The following is a 13,997-nucleotide window of genomic DNA, read 5'->3' as shown; positions in this document are numbered from 1 at the left end:
CGATGGCCCGTCTTCTCGATGAACTCGCCGTTCCCGTGATCGCCGCGCCGATGGCGGGCGGGGCGTCCACCCCCGAGCTGGTGGCGGCGGTGAACCGGGCCGGCGGGCTGGGGTTCCTGGCCGCGGGGTACCGGACGGCGGCCGGGACGGCCGAACAGATCGCCGCCGTACGGAAGTCGACCGACCGGGCCTTCGGCGTGAACCTCTTCGTCCCGGCCGCGCCCGGCGATCCGGCGGCGGTCGCGGCCTACCGGGAGCGGCTGCGGCCGGAGGCCGAGAGGTGGGACGTCCGGCTGCCCGAGGAGACCGGGCCGGACCGGGACGACTGGGAGGCCAAGCTCGACGTGCTGCTGGCCGATCCGGTGGACGTCGTCTCGTACACCTTCGGGCTGCCCACGGCGGCGGAGGCCGCGGCCGTCCGCGCGGCGGGGTCGTTCCAGGTGGGCACCGTCACCACGCCCGAGGAGGCGCGGGCGGCGGAGGCGGTCGGCATGGACGCGCTCTGCGTGCAGGGCCCGGAGGCGGGCGGCCACCGGGGCACCCACCGTGTCGCGGACGAGCCGGGAGAGGTGCCGCTGCTCGAACTCCTGGGCACCGTACGGACGGTGACCGACCTGCCGCTGATCGCCGCCGGCGGACTCGGCGACGGCCCGTCCATCGCGGCGGCGCTGCGGGCGGGGGCGGTGGCGGTGCAGCTGGGGACGGCGCTGCTGCGCGCGGACGAGTCCGGCGCGTCCCGGGCCCACCGGGCGGCGCTCACCGGACTGCCGGAGACCGTCGTCACCCGCGCCTTCACCGGCCGCCCGGCCCGCGGCCTGCGCAACGCCTTCATCGACCGTTACGGCCCCTACGCCCCGCCCGCCTACCCCGAGGTCCACCACCTCACCAGCCCCCTCCGCGCCGCCGCCACCCGCCGCGCCGACACCCGGTCCATGCACCTCTGGGCAGGCACCGCCCACCGGCTGGCACGCCCGGGCCCGGCGGAGCAGCTCGTCGCGGACCTCTGGCGGGCGGCGCGGGGGTAGTAGAGGGCTCTACCGCAGCAGGTCGGCCATCCAGGACTCGATGGCCTCCGGTGTCCTCGGGAGGGCGCTGGACATCAGGTGGGCGCCGTCGTGCGTGATGACGAGGTCGTCCTCGATACGGATGCCCAGGCCGCGGAGTTCCAGGGGGAGGGTCTCGTCGTCGGGTTGGAGGTAGAGGCCGGGTTCGACGGTGAGGACCATGCCCTCCTCCAGGGTGCCGTCGAGGTAGCGGTCGGCGCGGGCCTGGGCGCAGTCGTGGTAGTCGAGGCCGAGCATGTGGCCGCTGCCGCAGAGGGTGTAGCGGCGGTACAGGCCGTTGTCCTCGGCGAGGGCCTGGTCGGCGGGGATGCGCAGGACGCCCCAGTCGGCGAGGCCTTCGGCGATGACCCGCATGGCGGCGCGGTGGAAGTCGCGGAAGCGGGCGCCGGGGCGCAGGGCGGCGATGCCGGCGCTCTGAGCGGCGAGGACGAGGTCGTAGGCCTGGCGCTGGACGGGGGTGAAGGTGCCGCTCAGGGGCAGGGTGCGGGTGATGTCGGCGGAGTACAGGGTGTCGGTCTCGACGCCGGCGTCGAGGAGGAGCAGGGCGTCGGGGTCGAGGGCGCCGTCGTTGCGGATCCAGTGCAGGACGCAGGCGTGGGCGCCGGAGGCGGCGATGGTGGTGTAGGCGGTGCCGTTGCCCTCGGCGCGGGCGCGGAGGTCGAAGACGCCCTCGATCCAGCGTTCGCCGCGCGGGTGGCGCAGGGCGGCGGGCAGGGCGCGGACGACGTCCTCGAACCCCAGGACGGTGTGGTCGACGGCGAGTTGGAGCTGGTCGACCTCCCAGGTGTCCTTGGCCAGGCGCAACTCCGAGAGGACGGCGGCCAGTTCGCGGTCGCGGAGGGCGTCGGCGCCGGTCCGCAGGGAGTCGACGAACGGGTCGGTGCCGGCCAGGACGCGGGTCGGCGGCTGCGGTCCGGTGAACAGCTTGGCGAGGTCGTCGAGGTGTTCGGTGCGCAGGCCGGTGAGCGCGGCGGCCTCGGCGAGGTCGGGGCGGCGGCCGACCCAGAACTCGCCGTAGCGGCGGTCGCGGTAGAACTCGGCGCCGTCGCGCGGGGAGCGGGGCCGCAGGTGGAGCACGGGTTCGTGCCCGGTGGGGCCGGCCGGTTCGAGGACGAGGACGTGGTCGGCCTGGTCCTCGCCGGTGAGGCCGGTGAGCCAGGCGTAGGCGCTGTGCGGGCGGAAGCGGTGGTCGAGGTCGTTGCAGCGGACCTTGAGCCGGCCGGCGGGGACGACCAGCCGCTCGCCGGGGAACGCGGCGGAGAGCCGGGCGTGCCGTCCGGGGAGTCGGTCGTGACCGGGTGCGCGCCGGTCGGCGGGCAGCGGGCTGGGGGCCCACCGCGTGGCCATGAAGGCGTCGAGGGCGGGGGAGACGGGGAGGTCGTGGCTCCCCGTGTTGAGGTCGGCTTGACGGAGGGTCACCGGTGAACTCCTCGACGTGGCACGGGCGGTAGGGCGCCGGGCGGTAGGGCGCCGGACACAGCTCGGTAACGGGCGGCGCGAGCTCTTGTGCAGTGCAATTTCACATTACTATGTTACGGGTCACACAGCGGAGCGGCCAGACCCGGCCCCCACAGCGGAGTTGCAACATGACCAGGCGCACCCACGCCGCGCTCGCGGCAGCCCTCGCGGCGACCCTCACCCTCGGCCTCGGGGCCTGCACGAACGACAAGAGCGACAGCGGCGGTGACAGCCGGGCCGAGAGCACCAGGGCCCCCGGCGCCGCCTCCGGCTCGATCGTCGGCGGCACCCCGGTGAGGGGCGGCACCCTGACCGTCCTCTCGAACCAGGACTTCGCCCACCTCGACCCGGCCCGCAACTGGACCATGCCGAACATGGACTTCGGCATCCGGCTGCTCTACCGCACCCTGGTCACCTTCAAGGCGGAGCCGGGCGCCGCCGGCAGCGAGATCGTCCCCGACCTCGCCACCGACCTCGGCCGCTCCTCGGACGGCGGGAAGACCTGGAGCTTCACCCTCAAGGAGGGCGTCAAGTACGAGGACGGGACGCCGATCAGGTCCGCCGACATCAAGTACAACGTCGAGCGCTCCTTCGCCCCGGACCTCACCGGCGGCCCCGACTACGCGCAGCAGTACCTGGCCGGCGGCGAGAACTACAAGGGCCCGCTGAACGGCGAGCACCTGGCGAGCATCGAGACCCCGGACGACCGGACCGTCGTCTTCCACCTCAAGCGCCCGGTGGCCGAGTTCTCCTACACCGCGACCCTGCCGACGTTCGCGCCCGTGCCGCAGGCCCAGGACAAGGGCACGCAGTACGACCTGCGCCCGTTCTCCTCCGGCCCGTACAAGATCGAGACCTACGACCGCGGCAAGCAGCTGACGCTCGTCCGCAACACCGGCTGGGACCCGGCCACCGACCCGGTCCGCAAGGCCTACCCCGACAAGATCGTGGTCGTCCAGGGCCTCAAGGGCGGGCAGGTCGACGACCGGATCATCGCGAGCGAGGGCGCCGACGCCTCGGCGGTCGAGTGGATGAACCTGCGCCCGGAGTCGGTCGCGAAGGTGCTGCCCAAGCCGGACGTGAAGTCCCGGCTGATCGCCGAGCAGCAGGGCTGCACCGACATGCTCTACCCCAACACCTCCAAGGCGCCGTTCGACGACCCGAAGGTGCGCGAGGCGTTGATGTACGCGGTGGACCGGGACGCCCAGGTCACCGCGAACGGCGGCCCGGCGATGGGCGACGTGGCCACCGCCTACCTGCCGCCCGCGATGACCGGCGGCACCAAGGTGGACACGCTGAAGATCGCCCCGACCGGCGACCCGGAGAAGGCCAAGCAGCTGCTCAAGGACGCGGGCAAGACCGACCTCAAGGTCTCGCTGACCGTCTCCTCCGGCGACAAGACCCGGGCCGAGGCGCTCCAGCAGTCGCTGGCCAAGGCCGGGATCCAGGTCACCATCACCACCGCCGACCCGTCCGTCTACTACGACACCATCGGTGACACCAAGAACGCGCCCGACCTCGCCATCCTCGGCTGGTGCCCGGACTACCCGTCCGGCGCGACTTTCCTGCCCATGGTCTTCGACGGCCGCACCATCAAGGAGAAGGGCAACCAGGGCAACGTCGAGCAGTTCCGCGACCAGGCCACCTCGGACCGGATCGACCAGATCAGCGCGATGACCGACGTCGCCGAGGCCAACAAGGCCTGGCTCCAGCTGGGCGACGACCTGATGAAGAAGGCGCCGACCGTGCCGATGCTCTGGCAGCGCCGCCCGCTGCTGGCCGGGACGAACGTGGCCGGCGCCTTCGGGCACCCGGTGTGGACCGGTCAGTGGGACTTCGCCACGATCGGCCTCAAGGACCCCGCCAAGAGCCAGGGCTGAGGGATCGTCCGATGACTGCCACCACTGAGCCCGCCGCCACCGAGCCCGCCACCGCGCGGGCGGGGGCGGCGGGCCCCGCGAAGGCCGCCGGGCGCGGGCCCTGGCGGCTCGTCCGGGACCGGCTGTGGGCCCGCGGTTCGGCCCGGTTCGGCCTGGTCACCGTCGCCGTCCTGGTGCTGCTCGCCGCACTGGCCGGCCCGCTGAGCGCGCTCGGCGGCTGGTCCCCCGACGAGTTCGACAAGCGCGCGATCGACCCGTACCTCGGCGGCCAGCCGGTCGGGGACTTCGGCGGGATCGGCACCCGGCACTGGCTGGGCGTCGAACCGTCGACCGGGCGCGACCTGTTCGCCCGGGTCCTGCACGGCGGCCAGGTCTCGCTGCTGATCGCCTTCACCGCCACCGCCGTGGTCGTGGCCACCGGCACCCTGGCCGGGATCGCCGCCGGCTACTTCGGCGGCCGGACGGACTCGCTGCTCTCCCGGCTGATGGACCTCACGATGTCCTTCCCGTCCCTGATCTTCATGATCGCGATGATGTCGGTGGCCAAGGACGTCAACCGGATCCTGCTGATCACCCTGGTCATCGGCCTGTTCACCTGGCCCGGCATCGCCCGGGTGGTCCGCGGCCAGACGCTCTCGCTCAAGCACCGCGAGTACGTCGAGGCGGCCAAGGTCGGCGGCGCCCGCCCCTGGCGGATCCTCACCCGCGAGATCCTGCCCAACGTCTCCGGCCCGGTCATCGCCTACACGACGCTGCTCGTCCCCGGCATGATCGCGACCGAGGCCGCGCTCAGCTACCTCGGCGTCGGCGTGCGCCCGCCGACCCCCTCCTGGGGCCAGATGATCGCCGAGAGCATCAACTTCTACGAGACCGACCCGACGTACTTCCTGATCCCGACGGCCTTCCTGTTCCTCGCCGTGCTCGCCTTCACCCTGCTCGGCGACGCGCTGCGCGACATCCTGGACCCCCGGGGAGGCCGGTCGTGATCCTCTACCTCGGCCGCCGGCTGCTCGGCGCGGCCGGCATCCTGCTCGCCATCACCGCCATCACCTTCACCATCTTCTACCTGCTGCCCAGCGACCCGGCCGCGGCGGCCTGCGGCAAGACCTGCAGCCCCGAGCGGCTCGCCGACGTCAAGGCCGCGATGGGCCTGGACCGGCCGGTCTGGGAGCAGTTCGCCGGCTACCTGACCGGCATCTTCGCCGGCCGCGACTACGGCAGCGGCCCCAGCGCCGTGCACTGCGGCTTCCCGTGCCTCGGCTACTCCTACGAGTACTCGCTGCCGGTCTGGGACCTGCTCACCGACCGGCTGCCGGTCTCCGTCTCGCTGGCGCTCGGCGCGGCCGTGCTCTGGCTGGCCCTCGGCCTCGGCACGGGCGTCACCTCGGCGCTGCGCAAGGACACGGCCGTCGACCGCACGCTGATGGTGTTCTCGGTCGGCGCCGCGTCGCTGCCGGTCTACTTCACCTCGATCATGCTGATCTGGGGTGTCGTCAGGACGGCCGGGCTGCTGCCCTACCCGGCGTACCACAAGTTCACCGACGGCCCGGTGCCGTGGGCCTCCAACCTGCTCCTGCCGTGGATCGCGCTCGCCCTGCTGTACGCGGCCATGTACGCCCGGCAGAGCCGCAACTCGATGATCGAGGCGATGGCGGAACCGTACATCCGCACCGCCCGTGCCAAGGGGCTGCCGGGGCGCACCGTCACCGTCAAGCACGGGCTGCGCTCCGGGATGACGCCGATCCTGACCATCTTCGGCATGGACCTCGGCGGGCTGCTGGCCGGCGCCGTCATCACCGAGTCCATCTTCGGACTGCCCGGCGTCGGACGGCTCTTCTACGACGCGCTGGTCCGCTCCGACCAGCCGGTCATCCTCGGCGTCACCCTGCTCGCGGCCTCCTTCATCGTCGCGGCGAACCTGCTGGTCGACCTGCTCTACGCGTTCGTCGACCCGAGAGTGAGGTACTGATGGCCGCTCTTCTGGAAGTCGACGACCTCGGGGTCTCGTTCGACACCCCGCGCGGCACCGTCCGGGCCGTCGACGGCATCTCCTTCACCGTCGACGCCGGGCGCACGCTCGGCCTGGTCGGCGAGTCCGGCAGCGGCAAGTCCGTCACCTCGCTCGCCGTCATGGGCCTGCACCGCGGCGCCGCCGTCACCGGCTCGATCCGGCTGGAGGGGAGGGAGCTGAACGGGCTCGGCGAACGGGAGCTGGGCACCGTCCGGGGCCGGCGGATCGCGATGATCTTCCAGGACCCGCTGTCCAGCCTGCACCCCTTCTACACCGTCGGCGAGCAGATCGCCGAGCACTACCGGGTGCACTTCCGGGCGGGCCGCCGGGCCGGCCGGCAGCGCGCCGTCGAGATGCTCGCCGAGGTCGGCATCCCCGAACCGGCCCGCCGCGTCGACGAGTACCCGCACCAGTTCTCCGGCGGCATGCGCCAGCGCGTCATGATCGCCATGGCGCTCGCCTGCGAACCCGACCTGCTGATCGCCGACGAGCCCACCACCGCGCTCGACGTCACCGTGCAGGCGCAGATCCTCGACCTGATCGCCCGGATCCAGCAGGAGCGCGGCCTCGGCGTCGTCATGATCACCCACGACCTCGGCGTCGTCGCCCGGGTCGCCCACGAGGTGCTCGTCATGTACGGCGGACGGGCCGCCGAACAGGCCCCGGTGGACCGGCTGTTCGGCGCCCCCGCCCACCCCTACACCCGCGGCCTGCTCGACTCGCTGCCCCGCCTCGACGACACCGACGACGCCCCGCTGCGGGCCATCCCCGGCAGCCCGCCGTCGCTGATCGCCCCCGCCCCCGGCTGCTCCTTCGCACCGCGCTGCGCCCGCACCACCGCCGCGACCGCCGAGGAGCACGCCCGCTGCCTGGCCGAGCGCCCCGAATTCGGCCCGCTCGGCCCCGGCCACCAGGCCGCCTGCCACCTGCCGCTGGTGCCGGAAGGGGTCCTGTGATGGCTCGATCGACGGGTGAAACCCTGCTCTCCGTACGGGACCTGGTGAAGACCTTCCCGGGGCGCCGCAGTCGCACCGGGCGTCCGGGCGCGCCGATCCGGGCCGTCGACGGGGTGTCCTTCGACGTCGGCCGGGGCGAGACCCTGGGCCTGGTCGGCGAGTCCGGCTGCGGCAAGTCCACCACCGGGCGGATGATCGTCCGGCTGCTCGACCCGACCGCCGGCACCGTCACCTTCGACGGCACCGAGATCGGCGGCCTGTCCCAGTCCCGACTGCGGCCGCACCGGCGGCACTTGCAGATGGTCTTCCAGGACCCGTACTCCTCGCTCAACCCCCGGCAGACGGTGGCCCGGATCATCTCCGAGCCGCTGCTGGTCCAGGGGTCGGGCGCAGCCGAGGCACGGAAGCGGGCCGGCGAGCTGATGGAGCTGGTCGGGCTGATCCCCGAGCACCTCGACCGCTATCCGCACGAGTTCTCCGGCGGCCAGGCGCAGCGCATCGGCATCGCCCGGTCGCTGGCCACCTCGCCGAAGCTGGTGATCGCCGACGAGCCGGTGTCCGCGCTCGACGTGTCGATCCAGGCGCAGGTCGTCAACCTGATGGAGGAGTTGCAGCGCGAGCTGGGCCTCGCCTACGTGTTCATCGCGCACGACCTCTCGGTGGTCAAGCGGGTCTGCGACCGCGTCGCGGTGATGTACCTGGGCCGGATCGTCGAGATCGGCGACAAGGCCGAGGTGTACGGCAACCCGGCGCACCCGTACACGAAGGCGCTGCTGTCGGCCGTGCCGCTGCCCGATCCGGCCGCGGAGCGGGCGCGCGAGCGGATCGTCCTGGCGGGCGACCCGCCGAGCCCGGCGAACCCGCCGTCCGGCTGCACGTTCCACCCGCGCTGCCCGAAGGCGCAGGAGGTGTGCCGGACGGAGCGGCCGCTGCTGAAGCTCGCCGGTCCAGGCGGCCGGGAGGCGGCCTGCCACTTCCCGGAGGCCTGACCGGCCCCAGACCCCCGGTCGGGCGCGGTGGGGAACCACACGAGGACCGCGCCCGACCGGGTTCCAGCCGTTCGTTCACCCGGTCATTCGGTCAGGGGCGGCAGCCGGCGCGGGCCCGGCCCCTCGGCGGCCAGTTCGTCGCCGGGGTTGAGCACCCGGCAGCGGCGCAGCGACACGCAGCCGCAGCCGATGCAGCCGGTCAGCTCCGATTCCAGCCGTTCCAGCTCGGCGCGCCGGGCGCGCAGGTGCTCGGCCCACCTGGCCGAGATGCGTTCCCAGTCGCGCTTGCCGGGCATCCGGTCCTCGGGCAGCGCGGCGAAGACCTCGGCCACCTCGGCCAGCGGGATGCCCAGCCGCTTGGCGACCAGGACGAGGGAGAGCCGGCGCAGCACGTGCCGGCGGTAGCGGCGCTGGTTGCCGGTGGTGCGCTCGGAGGAGATCAGGCCCTGCTCCTCGTAGAAGCGCACCGCCGAGGTGGCGATCCCGGCCCGCCGGGCCACCTCCCCGACGCTCAGCAGATCGACCGGTCCGGTGTCCACGGCGGCCCTCCGGGTGCTCGTTGACTTCAAGTCCTCTTGAAGATCCAGCGTACCGGACGTGATCGAACCGGTCGCGGGGCAGCGTGCCGCGGCCCCTGCCGATCAGGGAGGTTGCGCATCGGAACGGTTGCCGTCCGGTCCCCCGGCGGGCCGGCGTGAACTGCTTCCCGGGCTTTCCCGAGCCGTCAGCCGGCGGTGTACTCCACGGCCGTGGTGACCACCGCGAGCACGCCGTACACCGTCGCGAGCGTGGTCCGGCCGGTGGCGTACAGGGCCAGCGCGCCGGTGCCGAGGACCACCAGCTTGAGGACGATCTCGGCGGCGAGCGGCAGCCGGTACTTCGGACCGCCCGCGGCCAGGAACAGGCCCCAGACGGTCGCCGCCAGGGCGGGCGCGCCGATCCCGAGGAGCAGCCTGGTGCCCAGGGCGGCGCCGGTCTTGAAGCCCCAGTAGCAGAGCGCCGCGAGCAGCGCGAGCTCCAGCCCGAAGGCGACTCCGCCGTTGACCGCGGTCAGCGGCGTCCACTGGCGCTGGTTGACCGGGCCCGGTCTCCGGATCTTCATCTCGTCCACTCTCCCCGTTTCGCCGTCCGGCACGACCGGCGCCCAAACCGGGTGCCGGTCATGCCGGAGTGTGGCAGCACGGCCGGGCCAACTCAATGGATCACGCTCAATGGATCACGCCGCGGATCACGCCAAGGTCTCCCGGAGGAAGACGAGTTCGGCCTGGGTGACCTGCTCGCCCACGCCGCCGGGCGTCATGTGCGTGACGCCGGGCAGCGGCAGGACGCGGTGCGGGCGGCCGGCCCTGGTCAGCGCGCGGGAGAGCCGCAGGGTGTGCGAGGGGTGGACGTTGTCGTCGGCCAGCCCGTGGACCAGCAGCAGCGGGCGGGTCAGCGCGGGGGCGTCGCCGATCAGGCAGTCGTCGGCGTAGCCCTCCGGGTTGTCCTGCGGCAGGCCGAGGTAGCGCTCGGTGTACGCGGTGTCGTACTCCCGGAAGTCGGTGGGCGGGGCGCCCGCGGCGGCGGCGTGGAAGACGTCGGGGCGGCGCAGGACGGCGAGTGCGGCGAAGTAACCGCCGTACGACCAGCCGCGCACGCCGACCCGGCCGAGGTCGAGGTCGGGGTGGCGCTCGGCGAGGGCGTGCAGCGCGGCCACCTGGTCGTCGAGCGCCACCTGGGAGAAGCGGCGGAAGATCGCCCGGGTGAAGGCGGGGGAGACGAACGGGGTGCCCCGGTTGTCGGTGGTGACGACGGCGAAGCCCTGGTCGGCCCACCACTGGCGGAGCTGCCAGCGGCGCGGCTCGCTCGCGACGGCCTGGAAGCCGGGGCCGCCGTAGACGTCGAGGAGGACGGGCAGCCGGCGGCCGGGGACGTGGTCGCGCGGGTACACCACGGCGGTGGGCAGGGCGAGTTCGGTGACGCGCGCGAAGTGCGGGTGGACGCGGAACGGGAGGGCCGCGCTCAGGTCGGCGAGCGGGAGCTCGCGGCCGTCGGGCCGGCGCAGCGTGCGGCGGACGCCGTCGGGGGTGGCGGAGGTGAGCAGCAGGGTGCCGGCGGCGGCGAGGGCGGAGTGGACGCCGGGGCCGTCGCTGAGCCGCTCGGGCGGGCCGCCGTCGGGGTCGACGAGGTGGACGTGCTGGTCGGCCGGGTCGCCGTCGGTGGTCTCGCAGAGCAGCCGGCCGTGCAGCGTGCCGGTCACCCGGCGGACCTGGAGGCCGGTGGTGTCGAGCGGCTTGCCGTCGAGGGCGAGGCCGCGGGCGTCCGGGGTGTCGTGGGCGGTGAGGAGACGGCCGCCGGGGAGCCGGGCCGGGGTGCCGGGCAGGTCGTCGACCCAGAACTCGTCGGTGGTGCGCGAGAGTTCGCGGGTCTCGCCGGTGGCCGGGTCGGCGGTGAGCAGCAGGACGTTCTGCTGGAGCCGGTCGGCGACGGTCAGCAGGAGCTCGTCGTCCGAGGCCCAGGAGGCGTCGCAGACGTACGGGAACGCGGCGGCGTCCCAGCGGAGCCGGACGCGGCTGCGGTCGGCCTCCCGGGTGCCGAGGACCCACAGCTGGACGTCGGCGTTCGGGCCGCCTGCCTGTGGGTAGGCGAAGTCCTCGGCGGGCAGGCCCGGTTGGGCGGGGTCGGCGAAGTACCGCCGGGGCAGGGCGGATTCGTCCACCCGGGCGGCGAGCAGGGCGCCGCCGTCCGGGCGCCACCAGTGGCCGCGGTGGCGGCCGAGCTCCTCGGCGGCGGCGAACTCGGCGACGCCCCAGCGGGCGCCGTCGGCGGGGGAGAGGGGAGTGAGGTCCGGGTGGACGTACAGGGCGTCGTCGGCGACGTACGCGACGCGTTCGCCGGTGGCGTCCGGGCGGGGGTCGAACGCGGGCCCTGCGGTGGGGAGTTCGGTGCCCATGCCGGTGGCGGTGTCGACGCGGAAGAGCCGGCCGTCGAGGGTGAACACGGCGACGGCGAGGTCGGCGGTGGCCGCGTACGTGCCGATGCCGGGGGCGGCCAGCCTGGTCCGTTCGCGCAGCCGGCGCTCGACGGCGGGCAGGTCGTCGCGGTGGCCGGTGCGGCCGGGGGCGAGGGCGGCGGGATCGGCGACGAGGCGCTCGGTGCCGAGCGGGGTGTCGGTCGCGGTGCCGGACCCGGTGTCGAGTGCGGTGTCGAGCAGGTGGAGGCGCTCGACCGGGTCGTCCGGACCGGTCGAGCGGAGCAGCAGCAGCCGGGTGCCGTCCTCGCTGAGCGTGGTCGCACGCGGGGCACCGAAGGTGAACCGGCCGGTTCGGGCGCTGAGGGTGAGGAAGGGGTCCGTGATGGTCATCGCCCGATGGTGGCCGGACGGCGCCTTGCCGGACCAGGGGTACGTCATGTGAAATGTCACACAACACCAGCAGGAGGAGAGTGCCGTGACCGAGGACCTGCCGACCGTCGAACCCCCCGAGCCCCTGAACGGGACCGACGGGCTGTTCGGCCTCTCGACCGACGCCGCGCACCTGAACCACGGCTCGTACGGTGCGGTGCCCCTGCCCGTCCAGCGCGTGCAGGACCGGCTGCGCGCCGAGCACGAGCTCGACCCGGACGACTTCTTCGCCGACCTGCCCGCCCGGATCGGCGCCGCCCGCCGCCGGATCGCCGCCGAGCTGGGCACCGACCCCGACCGCCTCGCGCTGGTCACCAACGTCACCGAGGCGGTCGCGATCGCGCTGGACACCGTCCCGCTCGCGCCCGGCGACCGCGTCCTCGTCACCGACCACGGCTACGGCGCCGTCACCAGGGCGGCCGCCCGGCGGGCCGCCGAGGCCGGCGCCGAGCTCGTCACCGCCGAGCTGCCCCTCGACGCCCCGGACGAGCACGCCGTCCGGGAGGCGGTGCTGGCGGCCGTCGACGGGCGCACCCGCCTCGCCGTCCTCGACCTGGTCACCTCGCCCACCGCCCGCGTCGTGGTCGGCCCCGAGCTGCTCGCCGAGCTGCGCCGGCGCGGCGTGACCACCGTCGTGGACGGCGCCCACGCGCCCGGCATGCTGCCCGCGCCGGTCGACGGAGCCGCCGACTTCTGGTGCGGCAACCTGCACAAGTGGGCCTTCGCCCCGCGCGCCACCGCCGTCCTGTCCGTCCGCCCGGAGTGGACGGACCGGGTGCGCCCGCTCGCCCTCTCCTGGGAGCACGACCGGGGCTTCCCGGCCAACGTCGAGTGGCGCGGCACCTGCGACTACACGCCCTGGCTGGCCGCCCCGGCCGGGTTCGACCTGCTGCGGGAACTCGGCACCGGGCGCGTCGCCGCGCACAACGCCGGGCTCGCCGCGTACGGCCGGCGGGTGCTCGCCGAGCGGGCCGGGCTGACGCCGCTGCCCGCGCCGCCCTGGGCGTGGATGCGCACCGTCCGGCTGCCCGCCGGGTGGGCCGAGACCGAACCCGACGCGCGGGCGGTGATGGCGGCGGTGCGGGAGCGCCTCGCGACCCGGGTCGCCGTCCGCCCGTGGGCCGGCGGCGGGGTGCTGCGGGTGAGCGCGCAGGTGTACAACCGGCCGCACGAGTACGAGCGGCTGGCGGACGGGCTGGCCGAGCTGCTCAAGGGCTGACGCTGCTCAAGGGCCGAGCCGCCTCACGACGCCCGGAGCGGTCATTCGGCGGTCGCGCGCAGCTCGGCGAGGAGCAGGTTCTGGTCGGCGAGCAGCCCGGTGAGGATCCGCCGGGCCGAGCGGAGCAGGTCGGCGACGTCGCCCCCGGCGAGCGCGTACACCACCGTGCTGCCCTCCCGGGTCGCGGTGACGATGCCGGACCGGCGCAGCACGGCGAGCTGCTGCGACAGGCTGGAGGGTTCGACCTCCAGTGCCGCGAGCAGGTCGCGCACGGGCGTCGGTCCGGCCTGGAGGAGTTCGAGGACCCGGATCCGCACGGGGTGGCCGAGCATCCGGAAGAACTCGGCCTTGGCCTGGTAGAGGGCTACCGGCACGAGATCCCCCCTTCCCTGGTGTCGGTGCGCTCAGATCTCCAGGGCGAGTTCGATCCGCTTGAGCTGGTGGCGGGCCATCGCGAGGTTGGAGCGGTTGCGGTTGAGCGCGAGGAAGAGGAACAGCCCGCGGCCGGTGGGCGTCGTGATCGGCCGGACCATGTGGTACTGGTTCGTGAGGCTGATCAGGATGTCCTCGATCTCGTTGTCGTGCAGGTTGAGCATCTCCATCGCCCGCATCTTGGCGCGGACGACGTCGGTGTTCCCGGCGGCGGCGACGTTGAGGTCCAGCTCGCCGCCGTCGCCGAGGCTGCCGAGCGCCATGCCGCTGCCGTAGTCGACGAGGGCCACGCCGATCGCCCCGTCGATCGACATCGCGTCCTTGAGGGACGTCTCCAGGTTCGCCATCTCGGTGTCCTCCCGTGTGTCCGGCCGTCTCCCCGGCCGCGGATCCGGCCGTGCGTCCGGTGCGTGTGTTCGGTGCGGTCGAAGGTAGGGAGGACGGGCCGCTCTCCACCGGGATTGACCGGAGTCGTTCGAAGCTGGCCCGGATCAGATCACTTGAAGACATTTGCAACTATGGATCTGAGGGAGAACTGATCCGGTCCCGGAAAAAACGGTGCTATCGATGTCAGTCCACCCGGGTAACCTCTCGCTGAGATGCGAG

General features: G+C 73.7%; 13 protein-coding genes. 7 read left to right on the top strand and 6 right to left on the bottom strand.

The annotated features are described in order from the left end of the window. Positions 1-2: 2 nt before the first annotated feature. Positions 3-1,025, top strand: coding sequence for a nitronate monooxygenase (locus ACFVU9_RS33570; RefSeq protein ID WP_380444359.1), 1,023 nt, complete (start codon positions 3-5; stop codon positions 1,023-1,025). A 9-nt stretch (positions 1,026-1,034) separates the two neighbouring features. On the opposite strand, the gene ACFVU9_RS33565 is transcribed toward ACFVU9_RS33570, so the two are convergent. Beyond that, positions 1,035-2,483 carry an aminopeptidase P family protein gene (locus tag ACFVU9_RS33565; RefSeq protein WP_387599925.1) on the bottom strand — a complete coding sequence of 483 codons (1,449 nt, stop codon included), beginning with the start codon at positions 2,481-2,483 and terminating at the stop codon, positions 1,035-1,037. 167 nt (positions 2,484-2,650) lie between these two features. Here ACFVU9_RS33565 and ACFVU9_RS33560 point away from each other — a divergent pair, with 167 nt between their 5' ends. The 5 genes from ACFVU9_RS33560 to ACFVU9_RS33540 are packed head-to-tail and all read left to right on the top strand — an operon-like array spanning position 2,651 to position 8,358. Next, on the top strand, positions 2,651-4,402 hold the full coding sequence (locus tag ACFVU9_RS33560) for an ABC transporter substrate-binding protein (protein ID WP_387599922.1): 1,752 nt from the start codon (positions 2,651-2,653) through the stop codon (positions 4,400-4,402). 11 nt (positions 4,403-4,413) lie between these two features. Then, a complete protein-coding gene (locus ACFVU9_RS33555) occupies positions 4,414-5,388 on the top strand; it encodes an ABC transporter permease (RefSeq protein WP_387599920.1) in 975 nt (324 codons plus the stop codon). Continuing rightward, positions 5,385-6,371, top strand: a complete 987-nt coding sequence (locus ACFVU9_RS33550) for an ABC transporter permease (RefSeq protein WP_380444351.1) — start codon at positions 5,385-5,387, stop codon at positions 6,369-6,371. Before ACFVU9_RS33555 ends, ACFVU9_RS33550 begins: the two co-directional genes overlap by 4 nt. Then, complete coding sequence (locus ACFVU9_RS33545; protein ID WP_387599916.1) at positions 6,371-7,369, top strand: ABC transporter ATP-binding protein; 999 nt, start codon at positions 6,371-6,373, stop codon at positions 7,367-7,369. The genes ACFVU9_RS33550 and ACFVU9_RS33545 overlap by 1 nt, the downstream gene beginning before the upstream one ends. Then, the gene (locus tag ACFVU9_RS33540) at positions 7,369-8,358 is read left to right on the top strand and encodes an ABC transporter ATP-binding protein (protein WP_380494352.1); all 990 of its coding nucleotides are present in this window, start codon (positions 7,369-7,371) and stop codon (positions 8,356-8,358) included. The genes ACFVU9_RS33545 and ACFVU9_RS33540 overlap by 1 nt, the downstream gene beginning before the upstream one ends. Positions 8,359-8,441: 83 nt before the next feature. On the opposite strand, the gene soxR is transcribed toward ACFVU9_RS33540, so the two are convergent. The 3 genes from soxR to ACFVU9_RS33525 all read right to left on the bottom strand — a co-directional run bounded on the left by soxR (position 8,442) and on the right by ACFVU9_RS33525 (position 11,701). Further along, complete coding sequence (gene soxR / locus ACFVU9_RS33535) at positions 8,442-8,897, bottom strand: redox-sensitive transcriptional activator SoxR (RefSeq protein WP_380444345.1); 456 nt, start codon at positions 8,895-8,897, stop codon at positions 8,442-8,444. Between the two features lie 185 nt (positions 8,898-9,082). Continuing rightward, positions 9,083-9,460 (bottom strand): YrdB family protein, encoded by a 378-nt coding sequence (locus tag ACFVU9_RS33530; RefSeq protein ID WP_387599912.1) that lies wholly within the window; start codon positions 9,458-9,460, stop codon positions 9,083-9,085. Positions 9,461-9,586: 126 nt separating this feature from the next. Beyond that, a complete protein-coding gene (locus ACFVU9_RS33525; protein ID WP_387599909.1) occupies positions 9,587-11,701 on the bottom strand; it encodes a prolyl oligopeptidase family serine peptidase in 2,115 nt (704 codons plus the stop codon). A gap of 85 nt (positions 11,702-11,786) precedes the next feature. On the opposite strand from ACFVU9_RS33525, the gene ACFVU9_RS33520 reads away from it, so the two are divergent. Continuing rightward, positions 11,787-12,959: an aminotransferase class V-fold PLP-dependent enzyme gene (locus tag ACFVU9_RS33520; RefSeq protein ID WP_387599906.1), complete on the top strand. Its 1,173-nt coding sequence runs from the start codon at positions 11,787-11,789 to the stop codon at positions 12,957-12,959. Positions 12,960-13,000: 41 nt separating this feature from the next. Here the strand turns inward: ACFVU9_RS33520 and ACFVU9_RS33515 are convergent, their stop codons facing one another. Both ACFVU9_RS33515 and ACFVU9_RS33510 read right to left on the bottom strand, forming a co-directional pair. Beyond that, positions 13,001-13,333 carry an ArsR/SmtB family transcription factor gene (locus tag ACFVU9_RS33515; RefSeq protein WP_387599904.1) on the bottom strand — a complete coding sequence of 111 codons (333 nt, stop codon included), beginning with the start codon at positions 13,331-13,333 and terminating at the stop codon, positions 13,001-13,003. 30 nt (positions 13,334-13,363) lie between these two features. After that, the gene (locus tag ACFVU9_RS33510; RefSeq protein ID WP_380444337.1) at positions 13,364-13,738 is read right to left on the bottom strand and encodes a hypothetical protein; all 375 of its coding nucleotides are present in this window, start codon (positions 13,736-13,738) and stop codon (positions 13,364-13,366) included. Between the last annotated feature and the right edge of the window lie 259 nt (positions 13,739-13,997).

Source organism: Kitasatospora sp. NPDC057936 (genome assembly GCF_042887525.1).
Classification (GTDB): domain Bacteria; phylum Actinomycetota; class Actinomycetes; order Streptomycetales; family Streptomycetaceae; genus Kitasatospora.
This window is presented reverse-complemented; position numbering and strand designations above follow the sequence as displayed.

Coding starts and splice junctions, on each gene's coding strand:
- ACFVU9_RS33570 (WP_380444359.1), top strand. CDS start 3: ATGGCCCGTCTTCTCGATGAACTCGCCGTTCCCGTGATCGCCGCGCCG.
- ACFVU9_RS33560 (WP_387599922.1), top strand. CDS start 2,651: ATGACCAGGCGCACCCACGCCGCGCTCGCGGCAGCCCTCGCGGCGACC.
- ACFVU9_RS33555 (WP_387599920.1), top strand. CDS start 4,414: ATGACTGCCACCACTGAGCCCGCCGCCACCGAGCCCGCCACCGCGCGG.
- ACFVU9_RS33545 (WP_387599916.1), top strand. CDS start 6,371: ATGGCCGCTCTTCTGGAAGTCGACGACCTCGGGGTCTCGTTCGACACC.
- ACFVU9_RS33540 (WP_380494352.1), top strand. CDS start 7,369: ATGGCTCGATCGACGGGTGAAACCCTGCTCTCCGTACGGGACCTGGTG.
- ACFVU9_RS33530 (WP_387599912.1), bottom strand. CDS start 9,460: ATGAAGATCCGGAGACCGGGCCCGGTCAACCAGCGCCAGTGGACGCCG.
- ACFVU9_RS33525 (WP_387599909.1), bottom strand. CDS start 11,701: ATGACCATCACGGACCCCTTCCTCACCCTCAGCGCCCGAACCGGCCGG.
- ACFVU9_RS33510 (WP_380444337.1), bottom strand. CDS start 13,738: ATGGCGAACCTGGAGACGTCCCTCAAGGACGCGATGTCGATCGACGGG.